Here is a 15,846-nt window from a genome sequence, read left to right as displayed (position 1 = left end):
GTTGTGAAGGCTGCCCGCTACTACGATCAAAGGGACATCAGGATCGAGGACATTCCGGAACCGGAGCTCAAGCCCGGAACCGTCGCCATCGATGTGGCCTGGTGCGGCATCTGCGGCACCGACCTGCACGAGTACCTCGAGGGGCCCATTTTCATTCCGCCCAAGGGCTCTCCGCATCCCATCTCCGGCGAAGAAGCGCCCATAACCATGGGACACGAATTCTCCGGCACCATCACCGCCCTCGGGGACGGAGTGAGTGACCTGGAAGTGGGCCAGAACGTCGTCGTCGAGCCCTACATAATCCACGACGACGTCGACACCGGGCCCGGCGAGGAGTACCAGCTGTCCAAGGACATGAACTTCATCGGGCTGGGCGGCCGGGGCGGCGGGCTGTCCGAGAAGATCGTCGTCGAGCGGCGCTGGGTCCACCCGATCGGGGACATTCCCCTGGATCAGGCGGCACTGATCGAACCGCTGTCAGTGGGGCACCACGCCTTTGTCCGCAGCCAGGCGAAGTCCGGAGACACCGCCATTGTCGGCGGTGCCGGTCCCATCGGGTTGCTGACCGCCGCCGTGCTCAAAGCCTCCGGCCTGACCGTCTACATCTCGGAACTCAGCGAGGCCCGCAAGAAGATGGCCCGGGACACCGGTGTGGCCGATCAGGTGTTCGACCCGAGGGAAGGCGACGTCGCGGCGAAGGTACGCGAACTGACCGGAGGTAGGGGCGCTGATGTCGGCTTCGAGTGCAGTTCCGTTCCGGTGGTCCTGGACATGCTGATGGACGCGGTCCGGCCCGGCGGCGTCATCGTCAACGTCTCGATCTGGGGCCACAAGCCAGAGGTGGACATGCCTTCCCTGGTGCTCAAGGAGATCGATCTGCGCGGCACCATCGGCTACGCCAATGACCACGCCAGCACCATCAAGTTGGTCCAGGAGGGCAAGCTTGATCTGGCCCCGTTCATCACCGCCAAGATTCCGCTGGACGAACTCATCAAAGGCGGCTTCGAGCAGCTCATCAACAACAATGAGGAACACGTCAAGATTCTGGTGAATCCGAACGAATAATCACCACGATCGCCGGTGTGCGGCTCGACGCAAGCAACCCTCCGCTGGCTAACGACGGCGGAGGGTTGCTTACGTCTTGCGACCTCTTAGACCGTGGCCGCCCCGCTTGGTACAATCACGGCCTCGTCGGTTACCGTGGCTGCTTCGTTCACCAGGAGTGCTGCTGCGCGTTCACCGATCATGATCGACGGCGCGTTGGTGTTGCCCGTGGGCACCAGCGGCATGATGGAGGCATCGGCGATCCGCACGCCGTTGAGGCCATGGACCTTCAGCGTGCGCGGATCCACCACCGCGTCCTGGTCCAGCCCCATCCGGCAGGTGCCGACCTGGTGGTGGTAGGTCACTACGGAATCGCGCACGTACTGTTCCAGGTCCTCGTCGCTGTCCGAGACCTCCGTACCCGGGTAGAGCTCCTCCGCGCCCCAGTCAGCCAGCGCCGAACTGCGTCCGATCTCCCGACACTGCCGAACCGACGCCACCAGGGCGTCGACGTCGGCCTGTTCCGACAGAGCGCCGAGGTCGATGCTGATCGGATCGCTGGCTTTCGGCCCGGTGAGCCGGATTTCGCCGCGGCTCTGCGGCCGCACCAGCCCGCCGAGCATCGAGAAGCCGTTCTCCGGACCGGTCATCTCGCCCTTCGCGTAGCCCTGGGAGTACATCGGAACCGAGAAGAAGATCGGCTGGGTATCGGGCACGGCCAGATCCGGGCTGCTCTTCGCGAAGAAGTGCACCTCCGCCGGGGCCACTTCCGAAGCCGGCACCGGCTTGCTCGTGCTGAAGACCACCGGGGAGAGCAGATGGTCCTGCAGGTTCTTCCCCACGCCGGGCAGATCGTGCACCGGGCGTACGCCGGCCTCACGCAGTTCGTCGGCCGGTCCGATCCCCGAGCGCAGCAGGAGCTCCGCCGAGTTGATGGCACCGGCGGACAGGATGGTCTCCGGTGCCCGCAGCGTCTTGGTTTCACCGTCGTGCTCGAACTCCACACCGGCCACCGCACCGTCCTCGACGATCAGCCGGCGGACGTGCGCACCGGTGAGCAGCGTGAGGTTGGCATTGTCGACTACCGGCTTGAGGTAGGCGTGCCAGGTATTGAAGCGCTTCCCGTCACGGACGTTGAGCTGCATCCGGGACACACCCTCGACGTCGCCCGAGTTGTAGTCCTCGTTGAGCTTGATACCCGTTTCCACAGCCCCTTCCAACATGGCTTCCTGGATGGGATTGCGCGGGAAGTCCTGGGCGACATCAAGCAGACCCGAGTCGCCGCGCGTTTCGGAGGCCCCGCCGTCGTACTTTTCAATGGTTTTGAACACCGGCAGGACGTCTTCCCAGGACCAGCCGGGGCAGCCCAGGTAGGCCCAGGTGTCGTAGTCCTGCTTGGCGCCGCGCACCCAGATGGTGGCGTTCAGGGCGTGCGAGCCGCCCATCACCTTGCCGCGCGGCAGGTGGAGCGTGCGGCCGGAGCACCCCTGCTGCTCGGTGGTCTGGTAGTCCCAGTCCTGCGGGCTGTGCCAGAGGGCGCCGAGGTTGTAGAGGTGCGCGATGTTGGGGTTGGTGTCGTCATCGCCGGCCTCGAGGACGGCGATGCGCTTGCCCGCATCGAGCAGGCGGCGGGCGATAACGTTGCCCGCCGAGCCTGCACCGACGACGATGTAGTCGAAGTCCTGCGCGGTCACTGGCTGATCACCTGCGGGGTGCCCAGGGCCTTGAGGCCGGCGACGCCGAATTCGAGGCCGTAGCCGGACTGCTTGGCGCCGCCGAACGGGACGCGCGGGTCAACGGCGCCGTGCTTGTTGATCCAGACCGTGCCGGCCTCGATCCGTGCGGCGACTTCGCGGGCCTTGGCCGGGTCGGAGGACCAGACCGAGGCGCCGAGTCCGACGTCGAGACCGTTGGCCATGCTGATTGCTTCGTCGACGGTGCTGTAGCGGATGATCGGCAGGGCCGGGCCGAACTGCTCCTGGGCCACCAGCGGGTTGTCGTTGTCGATTTCCGCGACGAGGGTGGTCGGGTAGAAGTAGCCGGGCTGGCCGGTCTCGGGGTTGCCGCCGGTGAGCACCTTGGCGCCGCTGTCCTTCGCCTGCTGGACCAGGTCCGCGACAATGTCGAACTGGGCCTTGTTCTGCAGCGGGCCGAGCACGTTGTTCTCGTCCAGCCCCACACCCATCGGCATGTTCCGGGCGACCTCGATGAGTTCCTCGCAGACCTGGTCGTAAAGGGAATCGTGGACGTAGAGGCGCTTGAGCGCGGCGCAGGTCTGGCCGGTGTTGATGAACGCTCCCCAGAACAGGTCCTGCGCGATGGCCTTCGGGTCCGCGTCCTCGAGCACGATGCCCGCGTCGTTGCCGCCGAGCTCCAGGGTCAGCCGCTTCACCGTGTCCGCGGAGGAGCGGATGATGGCCTTGCCCGTCGCGGTGGAACCGGTGAACATCACCTTGTCGATCTCCGGGTGGGAGGCCAGTGCCTCGCCGACCTCGCGGCCGCCTGAAACCACGTGCAGCAGGTCCGCCGGCAGCGCCTGGTTGATCACCGCGGCCAGCGCCAGCACGCTCAGCGGCGTGTACTCGGACGGCTTCATCACTACCGTGTTGCCCATCCGCAGCGAGGGCGCGAGCTGCCAGACGCTGATCATCATCGGCCAGTTCCACGGGCCGATCGCGCCGACGACGCCGAGCGGGCGGTAGTGCACCTCGGCATGGCTTTCGCCGTCGTCCACCACGACCTCGGGCTCCAGGACGAACGACGCCGTGGCGCGCAGCCAGGCGGCGCAGGCACCGACCTCGAAGCGGGCGTTCGGGCCGTTCAGCGGCTTGCCCTGTTCGCGCGAGAGCAGCTCGGCGAGCGCCTCGGCTGATGCCTCGATGGCGTCCGCTGCCTGATTCAGGTACTCGCTGCGCTTCTCGTGACCCAGCGCAGCCCACTCCGGCTGCGCGGCCTTGGCGGCAGTGACGGCCGCATCCAGATCAGCCGCAGTGTGGACGGGTGCTTCGGCGACGACTTCACCCGTGGCCGGATCCTTGATCGGCCGGGACTCCCCCGCAGGCGCAATTGCGGCCAGCAGGTCCTGGTAGGTCTGTAAGGCGGTGCTCTGGGTCTCGGTCTGTGCCGACATCGACGTCTCCTGTTCATTCGGCGCCGGTCTGACTCCGGCGCGCTGGATCGCTCACTCTCTACTGTGCCTTGGACCACAGTGCACCGTCTTGTGTTTCCCGGCAGGCCCCTTGTCTACCAGCGCCGAAGTTCAGTTGGCATCGCGCAAACTAGACAGATACAGCGCGGGCTTCCACCGCCAGCCGCGTGTCTTCGACCATCAGGTCGGCGTTGATCATCGCCCCCGTGTTGACGCCGGCGGCCGCGGCCACAATCACTTGGGCCGCAAGGTTGGTGACGTTGCCGGCAACGTAGACGCCCGGTACCGATGTAGCCCCTGTCGGTTCGGACGGGACGAAGGTTCCCATCACGAAGTCGCCGAAGTTCTGCTCCGCTGTTTCCAGTCCCAGATCGTCAAGGAAGCCAGCCCGCGCATCCATCCGGGTCGCGACCGCAACCGCCTGCCGGGCAAAGACTTCGCCGCTTGCCAGCCGGACACCTGCCAGCACGTCCGACTCCGTCTCCACCGCGGCGACCTCGCCGGCAACCACTGTGATGCCGCGTGCTTCTAACTGCTCGGCTTGCTCGGGCGAAGGCGCCTCAGCAGTGTGCAGGAACAGCGTCACGTCATCGGTCCACTGGCGCCACAGCAGCGCTTGGTGCATGGCCAACCCGATGTTCACAGCGATGACGCCGATGGCTTGGTCGCGGACTTCCCAACCGTGGCAGTACGGGCAGTGCAGCACGTCGCGTCCCCATCGTTCCGCGAGACCCTCGATGGCAGGCAGACCATCAACCAAACCTGCCGTTACTAGCAGGCGCCGGCTCCGCACGGAACGCCCGCCGTCGATCCCCACCCGGAATCCGCCGTCGTTCTCCTTACTTGCGGTGGTCACCGTTCCCGAGACAATCTCCGCGCCGTAGCCGAGAACTTCTTCCCGGCCGATGGCGTACAGCTCGCCCGGCGGAGTGCCCTCGCGGCCAAGGTAATTGTGCACGTGGCCGGCCGGGGCGTTCCGTGCCTCGCCCGAATCAATGATCAGCACCGAGCGGCGTGCCCGCGCCAGGGTCAGCGCGGCGCCCAGCCCCGCGGCACCGCCGCCCACAATAACGACGTCGTACAGCTCCTTGGCCGGCACAGTTGCCGTTGTTTCAGTCATGTCTTTGTCCTCCATGTTTAAACCGTCCAGCCGATCCTTGAGATCCGCCGTCCCTTAAGTGTTCGCCCTGGGGACGAAAAGTGGCAAGTAAGTTTGCTGGAATGGCAAAATGGAGGCTATGACCGAAAACTTGGGTCCAATGCTCGACGCCGTTGGCCCGCGGCTCAAGTCCATACGGCAGGTAAGGGAGACCACGCTGGCTGAGCTGTCCGCGGCAACAGGCATCTCCGTCAGCACGCTTTCACGGCTTGAGTCCGGGCAGCGACGGCCTACGCTGGAGCTGCTGCTGCCGCTGGCGCAGACCTACGCGGTGCCGATCGACGAGCTGGTTGGGGCGCCGCCAACCGGTGATCCGCGGGTCCATCTGCGTCCCATCAAGCACCACGGTGCCACCATCCTGCCCCTCACCCAGCGGCCGGGCGGGCTGCAGGCCTACAAGTACGTCCTGCCCGCCGTCACCCGTCCTGCCGAGCCCGATCCCCGGTCGCACGAGGGCTACGAGTGGCTCTACATCTTGAGCGGGCGGCTGCGTCTGGTACTGGGCGACAAGGAACTGGTGCTGGTGCCCGGCGAGGCCGCGGAGTTTGATACCCGGCTCCCCCACTGGATGGGCAACGCGGATACAGAGCCAGTCGAGTTCCTCGCGCTCTTCGGGCCGCAGGGAGAACGCGCCCATCTTCGGGCCCGCCCCAAGCGCGCTACTTAACCGGCGTCGGGATCTTCCTCGATGAGGTCGGGCCCGTTGTTGCGGACACTGTTGACCTTGCTGCTGACGCGGCGCGGGACCAAGTGCGGTTCCGGAATCGCGTCGAGCAGCCCCTGCACCTCCGCCTTGTCCGTCAGTTGCGGGTTCAGCCAGTCCTCCTGCAGGTCCCGCGGCACAATCAGCGGTGTCCGGTCATGGATGTGCCCAAGCGCGTCCGCGGCAGCAGTGGTGATGATGGTGCAGGACATCAGCCACTTTTCCGGATGGTCCTCGGGCAGGGCCGGGTCGGGCCACCATTCGTACAGCCCGGCGAACGCGATCAGCGGCTCCGACTCGGAGAACAGATACGTGGGGATTTTCCCGCCGTAGTCCTTCTTCTCCCATTCGTAGTAGCCGGCGGCCGGAACCAACGCCCTCCGCTTGACGGCGGCCTTGCGGAACGACGGCTTCTCGGTGACCGTCTCCATCCGCGCGTTGATCAGCTTGGCGCCGGATTTCGGGTCCTTGGCCCACGCCGGGACCAGACCCCATTTGGCCGTGGCGAGCCGCCGGGACAGCTCGCCGTCGTGATTCAGCCGCTCGGTCACGATCCGCACCCCATCGGTCGGCGCGACGTTCCACGACGGCGGCACATCGTCCCCCACCGTCTCGTCGGTCCGGAACGAGGCAACCAGATCGGCCGTGGCCTTGGCCATTACGTAGCGTCCGCACATGCGTCCATTGTGCCCCAGCCGGGCGCGGGCTTACATCAGAACAGGAGAAACGCGATCGGCGTAACCAGGATCAGTGTCAGCACCACGCGCGACCAGCATCCCCGCGCCTCGGCCCAAGCCCAACTCTGCGGCAAGTATTCAGGCACCTTCCCGCCGGGCATCCGCCCAGTTCTCGGCTGCGGCCAGATGCCTGCGTGCCGCTAGGACGACGGCGTTCGGTTGCGGATTCCTCCACGCCTGCTCCAGTTCTAAGAGCGACGCTTCGGCCGCACGGCGGGCAGACGCCACCACCGCCGACTCTTCCGGCCGGCTACCGACAACTGGTGTTGAGCTCATGCTGTGTATTCGCAGCCGCGGCGGTTCGGGATTGGACTGGCGGAGGCATTTGGCACCGCCAGAAATTACTTCACTGGTTTATGGGCCGATTTAACGAGTAACCCTTGACCATGCAGCAGGCTCTGGCAACGCTTGGTTTGTCCCAATCACTCGCACGAGGAGAAACCAGTGAGCAATTTCGCCCGAAGTCCCCGCAGATTACTCGGCGCCATTGGTGCAGCGACGATGCTGTGCACAATGGTTACCGCTGTCCCGGCTGGAGCCGCTCCAGGGGAATCAGGCGTGCCAGGCGCGGGTATCTGCAAGACGTCCGATGATCCTCAGTTCAGCGGCTGGACCAGTTATGAGGAGCTCGGTCCGCGGCTCGAGCGCATTGAGAAGAACAGCAGCGGCCGTGTAGAAGTCGAAGTGGTGGGCCAATCCGCGCTCGGCCGTGACCTCTACACGGCCCGGGTCGGAACGGGCGACCGAGTGCTGCTCGTCCAAAGCGCCATCCACGGCAACGAACGGACCGGCACCGAGGCCCTCCTCGAGATCCTCCAAAAGCTGGGCTCCAGCAACGACGCGGAAACCCGGCGTGCACTCGAAGGCGTCACCTTGATCGCGATGCCTATGGTGAATCCCGACGGCGGCGAACTCAACCGCCGCACGAATGTCATGTCCTGGGACGACGTCGAAAGTCTGTACCCGCAGCTCGAAGGGTCACAGCCGGCTTGGTACCACCGTCCGGGCAACGGCGGGATCAACCTTCCGGGCTTCGACCTGAACCGCGATTTCAACGCGGACCTGGACTACGTGCCGCAGCCCGAAGATCTACCGGGGCTGCAGGAGGATGCTGGATTCTTCCTCGCGCCGGAGTCCCGGACCATCAGGGATGTTTACGTAGACCTGCAACAAGAGTTCGGCGAGGTGGACGCCGTCGTCGATCTGCACCACATGGGACCGTGCGACCAGCAGACGGGAGGCGAACAGGACGGCAAGCACATTTCCGTCGCCCTGGACTACCCGCCGTTGGGCGTCAACGACGGCGCCGCCTATCAGGAGGACTGGCCGCTACTCGACCAGGACAAGTCGCGCCGGTACGCGCTGGCAGTAGCCGATGGAATCAAGGACAGCTACGGCTCGCAGTCCCCGCTTGCCGCCGTCGGACGTTATTTCCATCCGGAGGAGCGGGAGTATGCGGGGCAGGGCCGCTCCGCATTTGCGCTGAACGGCTCGGCGACCGTGCTTTTCGAAGTGCGGGGCCAGTCCGATGACTTCGGCCAAAAGATGAAGGGCATGCTAGTCCAGACCGTCCAGACCGGGTTGGAGTCGCTGGTTGATTCGATGGCCACCGGCGAAGTCGATTCGCTCAACGGCGACGACTTCTTCGACTACCCCGACTACGGCTGGGACCAGACGGCGGACTAAGTACAAGTCGGCGAGGAAAGAGCAGGAGCCACCGTCTATCCGGCGGTGGCTTCTGCGACTTCACAGCCCAGACCCTCAGCCCGGGAGCCCTAAGTCTTCCCAACGGAGCCCTGATCAACCATGATTTCGTGCATGGAAGTCCGATCATGAACAAGAACCGGCTAGAAGCTTTCAGCGACGGCGTCCTCGCGATCATCATCACCATCATGGTGCTCGAACTCGAGGTGCCGGAGGAGCCCACTTGGCATGCTTTATTCGAGCAAGCCCCCGCGTTTTTCAGCTACCTGCTCAGCTTTGTCTACGTGGGCATCTACTGGAACAACCACCACCACATGCTCCACCTGGCCGGGAAAATCAATGGCACGATCCTTTGGGCCAATCTGCACCTGCTTTTCTGGCTTTCGCTGTTTCCGTTCACCACGCATTGGATGGACCAAACGGGCTTCGTCAACATTCCCGTTCTGGTCTACGGGGCCAATCTTCTGCTGGCCGCCATCGCCTACGACATACTGGAAGTCTGCCTCGTCCGGAACCAGGGCAAGGACGGCGCACTGGCACGGGCGCTGGGCCGGGACTGGAAGGGGAAGGTCTCCCCTGTTATTTACATTTTGGGCATGGGTGCCGCCTTTGTGCAGCCCCTGATCAGCATCGCCGCGTATACCGTAGTTGCCGCGCTATGGCTGATTCCGGATCGACGGGTGGAACGCTTCCTGGCCCACCAGAACAGCGGCGAGGGCTGACAGCGAGTCGGATCCGAGTGTTTTGAAGGGCTGCCGGCAACCCTGACAGGCGGGTTTTAGACGTCCAGTCCCAGCCGCTTGCGGTCGCGCTGCTGGTTGATGAACAGGACGGACAAAAGCCCGATGCCGAACATCATCGCGCCCGTCAGAACGAATGCGTTTTCATAGCCGACGGCGGCACTGGAGGCGGATCCGACCAGCACGCCCACCACGGCGGGGGCGAGCAGCCCCGCACTGGTCAGGATCGCATTGCTGTACTGCAGCATGGCACCCCGCTGGCCGATCGTGGTGGTTTCGGCGACCACCAAGTACGTCAGCGCGAAGATGGATGGGGCTGTGCCGAAGCCGAACGTGAAGCACCCGATGGCCAGAGCAGGCTCTTCCGTATTGGCGCCGGCGAGGATCATGGCACCGGAGAACAGGGCCGTTGAACCGAGCACGAGTCCCCGCGAGTAGCGGGATCGCAATCCCCGGGCGGCCAGGCGCCCGGTGAGCCAACTCAGGCCGACAGTTGCTGCTGTGCCCCAGACGGCCGGCAACGCAATCAGGGAACCCGCCTGCTGGGTACTCATGCCCATGACGTTCTCGAAGTAGGCTGGCATCCACGTCATTGCCACTGTAAAGGTCCAGTAAGCGAGGAACGCTGCGAGAACGGCAAGCAGCCAGCTGAGAGTCGCGATCGAGCGCCAGTAGGAGACCTTCCGGTCCGCCGCATGCAGTGCTTGTTCCGCGGCCTGGTCAGGCGTGGTGCCCTCGATACGGTGCTCGGCACGGATCGAGGTGTAGGGACCATCCTTACCGACGAAGATCCAGGTAGCTGCCCAGACCACACCAATCAGTGCCAGGAAAATGAAAGTCGACTTCCAACCGAAGTCCGCCGTGATCCAAGCCAGCACCGGCGCGAAGACCACGATGCCGAGAGTAACGCCCGAAGCCGCGACGGCCGCCGGGGTGGCGCCCTTGGCGCTGGGAAACCATTTGTAGACGGCATGCATGGTGATCGGCGCCAGCGGTCCTTCTCCGGCGCCGAGCAGGATCCGGCTGAACCACAGAGCCGGAAGCGAGGCGAAGACAAAGATAGGCACCTGTGCGATGGACCAGACCAGGCAGAGGGCCAGCAGGATCCATTTGGAACTGACACGGTTGGCTATGGGCGCCGCTGCAAACTGCGCCACTCCGAAGAGGATGAAGACCGCGCTGCCCAGCAGGCCAAAGGTCCCGGGGCTGATGCCCAGATCACGCATCAAGGGGACCGCGACTATGCCGAGGATGGCCTTGTCCGCCCAGCTGATCATCATCAGGACCAGCAGGAACACGGTGATCGTCCAGCCGCGGCGGGAGCGGCGCTTGGTATCCCAGAATGCCGGGTCGGCCGGCTCTGCAGCTACCTCAGATGCACTCCGGGGAACAGGCATCGCTCTGGAAAACTCTGCCTGCCGTGACGGTCGTACCCGGGGGTGGTGACGCGAAATACGCCTATTAGATGGTCGATGGCCCACAACCTGGCCTCTGTGTCGTTTTCCGGTAAAAGTAGGTCAGAGTCCTATCTCGTCCAGGTCCGACCCGATGACCAGCTTGCCGCTGAAGCCCTTCTGCGCGGCTCGCTGCCATTTGCCCACGGGCCAGTCGCCCGGCACAAAGTGGTTCAGGACCAGGGTGGACACACCCGCCTTCTCGGCAATGGCACCGACTTCTTCCACCGCGGTATGGGACTGGATCAGGTGCTGGTAGGCCGCTTCTGCTTCCGGACTGCGCGGTTCCGGATACCTCTCGGACACCCATTCCTCGGCGATGACTTCGTGGACCAGGAGGTCCGCACCCTGGGCCAGCTCCACAAGGTTTTCGCTGGGACCGGTGTCACCAGAGAAAACCACCACGCCGTCGTCGGTCTCGAAGCGGAACGCCAGGGCAGGGAAGACCGGGGCGTGCTGGACCAGCGTCGTCGACGCTTTCACCCGGTCGTCCTCATAGAACGGCACCGGGCTCATCCGCGGATGGGGGTTGCCATTCGGGTCCGCGAGGTACTGCTCGGGAAGCGGGATGTCGTGGCCGGCAAACAGCTGCTGCGGCACCGGCGTCCCGCCGTCGCGTGCCCTGTCATTGAAGTCGGTGGCGAAGGTGCGGACGATCGATTCGACGGTTTCCTTGGTGCCCGGCGTCGGGCTCTGTGGCGAAACAACCGGCGGTTCGGGCCGATCGCCCGCAACCGGCGGCAACTCTCCGCGGTTGCCCGGACCCCAGATCGGCACCGGCCGGTCTGCGGCAGACAACCCGTTGTAAAGCCCCAAGCTCAGGATGTTCGAGAGATCGCTGATGTGGTCCGAGTGCAAGTGCGTTAGGAAGATGGCTCGAAGCCCGCTCAATGCAGCCCGCGCCTCCCAATTGCCCAGCCTCGCTTCCATGAGCCGGAAGCCCACACCTTCACCGGCGTCGATCAGGTAATAGCGGTCCCCCACCACCAGCGCCGAGGAAATCCCCATGCGCGGCGGATCCGTGAGGCCCCAGCCAGGCCCACCGTTGGTACCTAGGAGGACGGCTTTGGTACGGGTGTTCGCTTGCAGCGGCGCCCGCTTCGCTGCGGCTGCGGCTGTCCCCGGCGCCAGCAACGGCAGTGCTCCCGCGGCCGTAAGCCCTCCGAGCATCGCCCGGCGGGACAGCGCGGGTTTTTCTGATGGCGACATGACGCACTCCGGAATCGATGTGAGGTACGCCTCAAAGCCTAGTCCGTGCGCCTACACAAGCCAACGGACGCCGGATACCCATTGCTGCCCACCCGCGCCGCGCATAGACTCCACCTGTTGCCATCTCCACACCACCGATAGGAGAACCGCTATGCCCAAGCCCGACATCACCCCCGGAGCACCGTGCTGGATCGATCTGATGACCTCGGATCCGGAAAAGGCCAAGAACTTCTACACCGAACTGTTCGACTGGACTTATGAGACCGGCGATGAGGAAAAGTATGGCGGCTACATCACGGCCTTCAAGAACGGCCAGTCCGTCGCCGGCCTGATGAAGAACGACGGCCAGTCCGGCTACCCGGATGTCTGGACTACTTACCTTCGCGTGGATGACATCGACGCCACTACCCAGGCCGCGGCCAGCAGCGGCGGCCAGATTTTCATCCCGCCGATGGAGGTTCCCGAGCAGGGCAAAATGGCGATGATCGGCGACGCCGGAGGGGCCGCCGTCGGCGTTTGGGAATGCGGCGGCCACACCGGCTTCCAGCTCGCAGCCGAACCCGGTTCGCCGGCGTGGCACGAAATCTTCACGCGAGACTACCCCTCCACAGTGAAGTTCTACCAGGACGTCTTCGGCTGGGACACGGATGTCATGAGCGACACCGATGAGTTCAAATACACCACCCTCGGCGCGGGCGAGAACGCCAAGGCCGGCATCATGGACGTCAGCTCGTTCTTGCCCGAAAGCATCCCGGCCCACTGGCGTATCTACTTCGCCGTCGAAAACGCCGACGCCGCGATCGAGAAGACAACGGCACTCGGCGGCCAGGTGGTGCAGCCGGCGGAAGACACCCCGTTCGGCCGCGTCGCTACCCTGACCGATCCCACCGGCGCCATGTTCCTCATCGTCCAGGAACTGCCGCAGCAGTAGCGCTCAAGACCCAAGCAGCCGGGCACCGTTTTCCGTCAAATAACGACGGCGGTGCCCGGCTTTTGCTGTTGACTCACGCGCTGCTCACGCCACCTGCCAGGACACCGGGAGCTGCTTGGGTCCGAAGACAATAGTGCTGTCCACGCGTTCCAGCGGCGGCTCCGGCAACACACTGATTCCAGGCAATCGGGAGAGCACGGCCTGCAGCGCGATCCTGGCCTCCAGCCGGGCCAGCGGTGCACCGAGGCAGAAGTGGACCCCCTGTCCGAAGGCGAGGTGGTGGAATGGCGGGCGGTCGACGTCGTACTTTTCGGCCCGTTCGAACTGCAACGGGTCGCGGTTGGCCGAACCGATCCAGGCGATGAGCACGGAGCCGGCCGGAATACGGCTATCCCCCAACACGGCGTCGGCGGCAGCTGTCCGGTACATGGCCTGGACCGGGGAACGGTACCGCAGAACCTCCTCGATCGCATGCGGCAGCAGTTCCGGCTCGGTCAGCAGCCGCTCGACGGTGCCGGGATGTTCGGTGAAGGTCAGCACTGCGTTGCCGATCAGATTGGTAGTCGTTTCGTTGCCGGCCACCAGCAGCAGGGCGCAGAAGCCGAGCAGTTCGGGGACGGTCAGTTGCTGCCCGTCGATCTCGGCAGCCAGCAAAGCGCTGATCAGGTCGTGTCCCGGGGTTCGCCGTCGCTGTTCGATCATGCTCAGGAAATATTCGATCATTTCCCCGAAGAGCGCGTGGTCGGCTTCACCGTCGCCGGCCGTGGTTTGGCTGACGATGGAATCGGACCAGAGCTTGAAACGGTCGCGGTCTTCGGGCGGTATGCCCATCAGTTCCGCGATCACGATCACCGGCAGCGGGTAGGCGAGCTCCTTGACTAGGTCTGCTGTTCCCGCCGAGGCGAACCGGTCCAGCAGTTCCTCAGTAATGCCCGTGATGCCCGGGCCCAGCGCCTCAACTGCCCTTGGCGTGAATGCCTGGCTGACCAGCGAGCGCAGCTGCCGGTGCCGCGGCGGATCGGTGTTGATCAGGCTGGCCGCGAACAACTGGCCGGTTTCCGACTGCTCGCCGGGCGGCATCTGGGAGGAAAACGTGGCGTGCTCGGACAGGACGCGGTGGACGTCGTCGTACTTGAAAACTTGCCAGATGCCGGTCTGCTCATCGTAGAAGACCGGCGCGGTTTCACGCATCACTTCGTAGTGGGGGTAGGGATTCATCGACTGCGCGAGGGCCCGAACGTGCTCCATGGCTCGCCTTCCTGCTCAGCCCGGCAAACTTTCGGCCTGTTCCCGGCCGAAGCGCCAGGACGGACCGGTCTTCCGGCCCGATGAGGCCTGATCTTATACCCGCTGCCGCTTCGGTTCCATCAAAATCTGCGCGGCCAAGACTGGAGCCGGACGAGTCCTGCGGCCCTACGGCGGCAGCTGCATCTCCGGCCTGGTTTTCGCCACCTCGGCCAGCACCAGGGCTACCGCTTCGCGAACAACTTCGCCCTCCGCACCTGCGTCCTGGGATTGTTCGACCAGGATCTTCGCGCGCCGGGCAAATCTGTCCCAGTCCCCTCCTCCTTTCCGGAGAGCCCGCAACGGCGAGAGCACGACGGCGCGCCGCAGCCACACGTCGTCGTCCTCCGCCCAGCGGTCCAACACCGCATCCGCGCGGACACGTAGCGGTGCGTCCAGCCCCTCGATCATGGGGCCGATGACGTCAGCGGCAAGCGGATCGACCAGGGCACGCAATCTCGCCGAGCGCACAAAGCCCTCCAACCGCGTCAGGTCGGAATTGTCCAGCAGGCGGAGGTTGGATTGCAGCAGAACCACGGCGGCAAGGCGGCGCTCGAACACGGGCACCGCCCACAGCTCGGAGCTCAGCGCGGTAATGTCGTCGTGCGACAGCTTGGGGTAACGCCGTCCGGCGTCGCGAATGCTCCCGCGCACCGCCCCGACCGATGCTCCGTAGTAACTCAGGCTGTTTCCCAGCTGCGCTTCCCAGGACTCGGCCCGCTCCCATGAGGACTCACGCTGGAGAGCGGCATCCACGAATTCAGCGGCGTCACTCACTCAAGCGCCCTTCCCCTGGTTGTGGATCCGTCACTAGCCCGGCCAGCGCTGCTTCAACCGGCCACCAATAGAGTAGGCGCATGAAGACCCTCGGTATCGATCTTGCCGCCGATCCGAAGAAAACCGCTGCTGCCGTCCTCGACTGGGCGCCGGATGCCGCACGGTTGACCCATCTGCAGCTCGGCGTCACCGATGAGGAAATCGTCGACCTCTTCACCGATGCCGATGCCACCGGGATTGACTGCCCGGTCGGCTGGCCGCAAGCGTTGCTGCCTTTTCTCAGCGGCCACCTGAACCGTGACGCGGATGCCGTGCTCCAGCACGATGGCATTGCTGGCCGACGTCTCCTCGCTTACCGGAACTGCGACCGCTTCGTCACGAGTATCACCGGCTTGATTCCTCTGAGTGTTTCGGCCGATCGACTGGCCCATCCCGCCATGCGCTGCGCTGTCATCCAGGCCAAGATCGCAAAGGAACACGGCTACCAACCTCTTGATGGATCGGGCCGGCTCATGGAGGTTTATCCGGCGGCTTCCCTCAAGCTGTGGAACATCGAAGCGCGGAAGTACAAGGGCAAGGGAACGCCCGAATCGGAGATCCGCCACCTCATTCTGAAACAGCTGGAAGAAGGTGCGCCCTGGCTGGATCTCGGACCGCATCGGAACGCCTTGGTTGCGTCGGATGACCTGCTGGACTCCCTCATCGCATCGCTGACAACTCGCGCCACGCTCATTGGAACAACGCTTCGGCCAGGCGACGACCACCTCGAAGCAGCCCGCCAATAAGGATGGATCCATCTTCCCAACGGCCCGCTCGGCGATCTGCTGGCCCACTGAAGGCAGGGCAATACGACGGCGAGCGCTCACCTAGGTTGGCCCACGCCGTCGTCCTTCACTCTCCTACGTGGAACCTGTCCTGAGCACAATTTTGGACCACAATAAGAAGCAACCGACTCG

At 64.6% G+C, this 15,846-nt stretch carries 15 protein-coding genes; 6 read left to right on the top strand and 9 right to left on the bottom strand.

Annotated features, from left to right (window positions below; genetic code table 11):
* Positions 1-3: 3 nt before the first annotated feature.
* Positions 4-1,065, top strand: a complete 1,062-nt coding sequence (locus AC5RWO_RS15680; protein WP_498732428.1) for a 2,3-butanediol dehydrogenase — start codon at positions 4-6, stop codon at positions 1,063-1,065.
* 86 nt (positions 1,066-1,151) lie between these two features.
* Here the strand turns inward: AC5RWO_RS15680 and AC5RWO_RS15675 are convergent, their stop codons facing one another.
* The 3 genes from AC5RWO_RS15675 to AC5RWO_RS15665 form a co-directional block, all read right to left on the bottom strand.
* Positions 1,152-2,738: a GMC family oxidoreductase gene (locus AC5RWO_RS15675; protein WP_498732427.1), complete on the bottom strand. Its 1,587-nt coding sequence runs from the start codon at positions 2,736-2,738 to the stop codon at positions 1,152-1,154.
* Complete coding sequence (locus AC5RWO_RS15670; RefSeq protein ID WP_498732426.1) at positions 2,735-4,174, bottom strand: aldehyde dehydrogenase family protein; 1,440 nt, start codon at positions 4,172-4,174, stop codon at positions 2,735-2,737. Before AC5RWO_RS15670 ends, AC5RWO_RS15675 begins: the two co-directional genes overlap by 4 nt.
* Before the next feature lie 148 nt (positions 4,175-4,322).
* On the bottom strand, positions 4,323-5,312 hold the full coding sequence (locus AC5RWO_RS15665) for an NAD(P)/FAD-dependent oxidoreductase (protein ID WP_498732425.1): 990 nt from the start codon (positions 5,310-5,312) through the stop codon (positions 4,323-4,325).
* Between the two features lie 118 nt (positions 5,313-5,430).
* On the opposite strand from AC5RWO_RS15665, the gene AC5RWO_RS15660 reads away from it, so the two are divergent.
* A complete protein-coding gene (locus tag AC5RWO_RS15660; protein WP_498732424.1) occupies positions 5,431-6,018 on the top strand; it encodes a helix-turn-helix domain-containing protein in 588 nt (195 codons plus the stop codon).
* On the opposite strand, the gene AC5RWO_RS15655 is transcribed toward AC5RWO_RS15660, so the two are convergent.
* Together AC5RWO_RS15655 and AC5RWO_RS15650 are read right to left on the bottom strand one after the other, a co-directional pair.
* Positions 6,015-6,731: an SOS response-associated peptidase gene (locus tag AC5RWO_RS15655; RefSeq protein WP_498732422.1), complete on the bottom strand. Its 717-nt coding sequence runs from the start codon at positions 6,729-6,731 to the stop codon at positions 6,015-6,017. The two genes, AC5RWO_RS15660 and AC5RWO_RS15655, sit on opposite strands and share 4 nt — an antisense overlap.
* A gap of 138 nt (positions 6,732-6,869) precedes the next feature.
* Positions 6,870-7,067 carry a hypothetical protein gene (locus AC5RWO_RS15650; RefSeq protein WP_498732421.1) on the bottom strand — a complete coding sequence of 66 codons (198 nt, stop codon included), beginning with the start codon at positions 7,065-7,067 and terminating at the stop codon, positions 6,870-6,872.
* A 168-nt stretch (positions 7,068-7,235) separates the two neighbouring features.
* On the opposite strand from AC5RWO_RS15650, the gene AC5RWO_RS15645 reads away from it, so the two are divergent.
* Complete coding sequence (locus AC5RWO_RS15645; protein WP_498732419.1) at positions 7,236-8,477, top strand: M14 family zinc carboxypeptidase; 1,242 nt, start codon at positions 7,236-7,238, stop codon at positions 8,475-8,477.
* A 146-nt stretch (positions 8,478-8,623) separates the two neighbouring features.
* Complete coding sequence (locus AC5RWO_RS15640; RefSeq protein WP_498732418.1) at positions 8,624-9,217, top strand: TMEM175 family protein; 594 nt, start codon at positions 8,624-8,626, stop codon at positions 9,215-9,217.
* A 56-nt stretch (positions 9,218-9,273) separates the two neighbouring features.
* On the opposite strand, the gene AC5RWO_RS15635 is transcribed toward AC5RWO_RS15640, so the two are convergent.
* Both AC5RWO_RS15635 and AC5RWO_RS15630 read right to left on the bottom strand, forming a co-directional pair.
* Positions 9,274-10,632 (bottom strand): MFS transporter, encoded by a 1,359-nt coding sequence (locus tag AC5RWO_RS15635; RefSeq protein ID WP_498732417.1) that lies wholly within the window; start codon positions 10,630-10,632, stop codon positions 9,274-9,276.
* A 120-nt stretch (positions 10,633-10,752) separates the two neighbouring features.
* Positions 10,753-11,898 carry an MBL fold metallo-hydrolase gene (locus AC5RWO_RS15630; protein ID WP_498732416.1) on the bottom strand — a complete coding sequence of 382 codons (1,146 nt, stop codon included), beginning with the start codon at positions 11,896-11,898 and terminating at the stop codon, positions 10,753-10,755.
* Positions 11,899-12,049: 151 nt separating this feature from the next.
* Here AC5RWO_RS15630 and AC5RWO_RS15625 point away from each other — a divergent pair, with 151 nt between their 5' ends.
* Positions 12,050-12,829 (top strand): VOC family protein, encoded by a 780-nt coding sequence (locus tag AC5RWO_RS15625; protein ID WP_498732415.1) that lies wholly within the window; start codon positions 12,050-12,052, stop codon positions 12,827-12,829.
* Positions 12,830-12,913: 84 nt separating this feature from the next.
* On the opposite strand, the gene AC5RWO_RS15620 is transcribed toward AC5RWO_RS15625, so the two are convergent.
* Positions 12,914-14,077 (bottom strand): cytochrome P450, encoded by a 1,164-nt coding sequence (locus AC5RWO_RS15620; RefSeq protein ID WP_498732414.1) that lies wholly within the window; start codon positions 14,075-14,077, stop codon positions 12,914-12,916.
* 165 nt (positions 14,078-14,242) lie between these two features.
* Positions 14,243-14,890: a DNA alkylation repair protein gene (locus AC5RWO_RS15615; protein WP_498732413.1), complete on the bottom strand. Its 648-nt coding sequence runs from the start codon at positions 14,888-14,890 to the stop codon at positions 14,243-14,245.
* 80 nt (positions 14,891-14,970) lie between these two features.
* Here AC5RWO_RS15615 and AC5RWO_RS15610 point away from each other — a divergent pair, with 80 nt between their 5' ends.
* The gene (locus AC5RWO_RS15610; RefSeq protein ID WP_498732412.1) at positions 14,971-15,675 is read left to right on the top strand and encodes a DUF429 domain-containing protein; all 705 of its coding nucleotides are present in this window, start codon (positions 14,971-14,973) and stop codon (positions 15,673-15,675) included.
* The last annotated feature ends 171 nt before the right edge of the window (positions 15,676-15,846 follow it).

The organism is Arthrobacter sp. B055-34 (genome assembly GCF_059090425.1).
This window is presented reverse-complemented; position numbering and strand designations above follow the sequence as displayed.

Coding starts and splice junctions, on each gene's coding strand:
- AC5RWO_RS15620 (WP_498732414.1), bottom strand. CDS start 14,077: ATGGAGCACGTTCGGGCCCTCGCGCAGTCGATGAATCCCTACCCCCAC.
- AC5RWO_RS15625 (WP_498732415.1), top strand. CDS start 12,050: ATGCCCAAGCCCGACATCACCCCCGGAGCACCGTGCTGGATCGATCTG.
- AC5RWO_RS15640 (WP_498732418.1), top strand. CDS start 8,624: ATGAACAAGAACCGGCTAGAAGCTTTCAGCGACGGCGTCCTCGCGATC.
- AC5RWO_RS15660 (WP_498732424.1), top strand. CDS start 5,431: ATGACCGAAAACTTGGGTCCAATGCTCGACGCCGTTGGCCCGCGGCTC.
- AC5RWO_RS15635 (WP_498732417.1), bottom strand. CDS start 10,632: ATGCCTGTTCCCCGGAGTGCATCTGAGGTAGCTGCAGAGCCGGCCGAC.
- AC5RWO_RS15610 (WP_498732412.1), top strand. CDS start 14,971: ATGAAGACCCTCGGTATCGATCTTGCCGCCGATCCGAAGAAAACCGCT.
- AC5RWO_RS15665 (WP_498732425.1), bottom strand. CDS start 5,312: ATGACTGAAACAACGGCAACTGTGCCGGCCAAGGAGCTGTACGACGTC.
- AC5RWO_RS15655 (WP_498732422.1), bottom strand. CDS start 6,731: ATGTGCGGACGCTACGTAATGGCCAAGGCCACGGCCGATCTGGTTGCC.
- AC5RWO_RS15650 (WP_498732421.1), bottom strand. CDS start 7,067: ATGAGCTCAACACCAGTTGTCGGTAGCCGGCCGGAAGAGTCGGCGGTG.
- AC5RWO_RS15630 (WP_498732416.1), bottom strand. CDS start 11,898: ATGTCGCCATCAGAAAAACCCGCGCTGTCCCGCCGGGCGATGCTCGGA.
- AC5RWO_RS15670 (WP_498732426.1), bottom strand. CDS start 4,174: ATGTCGGCACAGACCGAGACCCAGAGCACCGCCTTACAGACCTACCAG.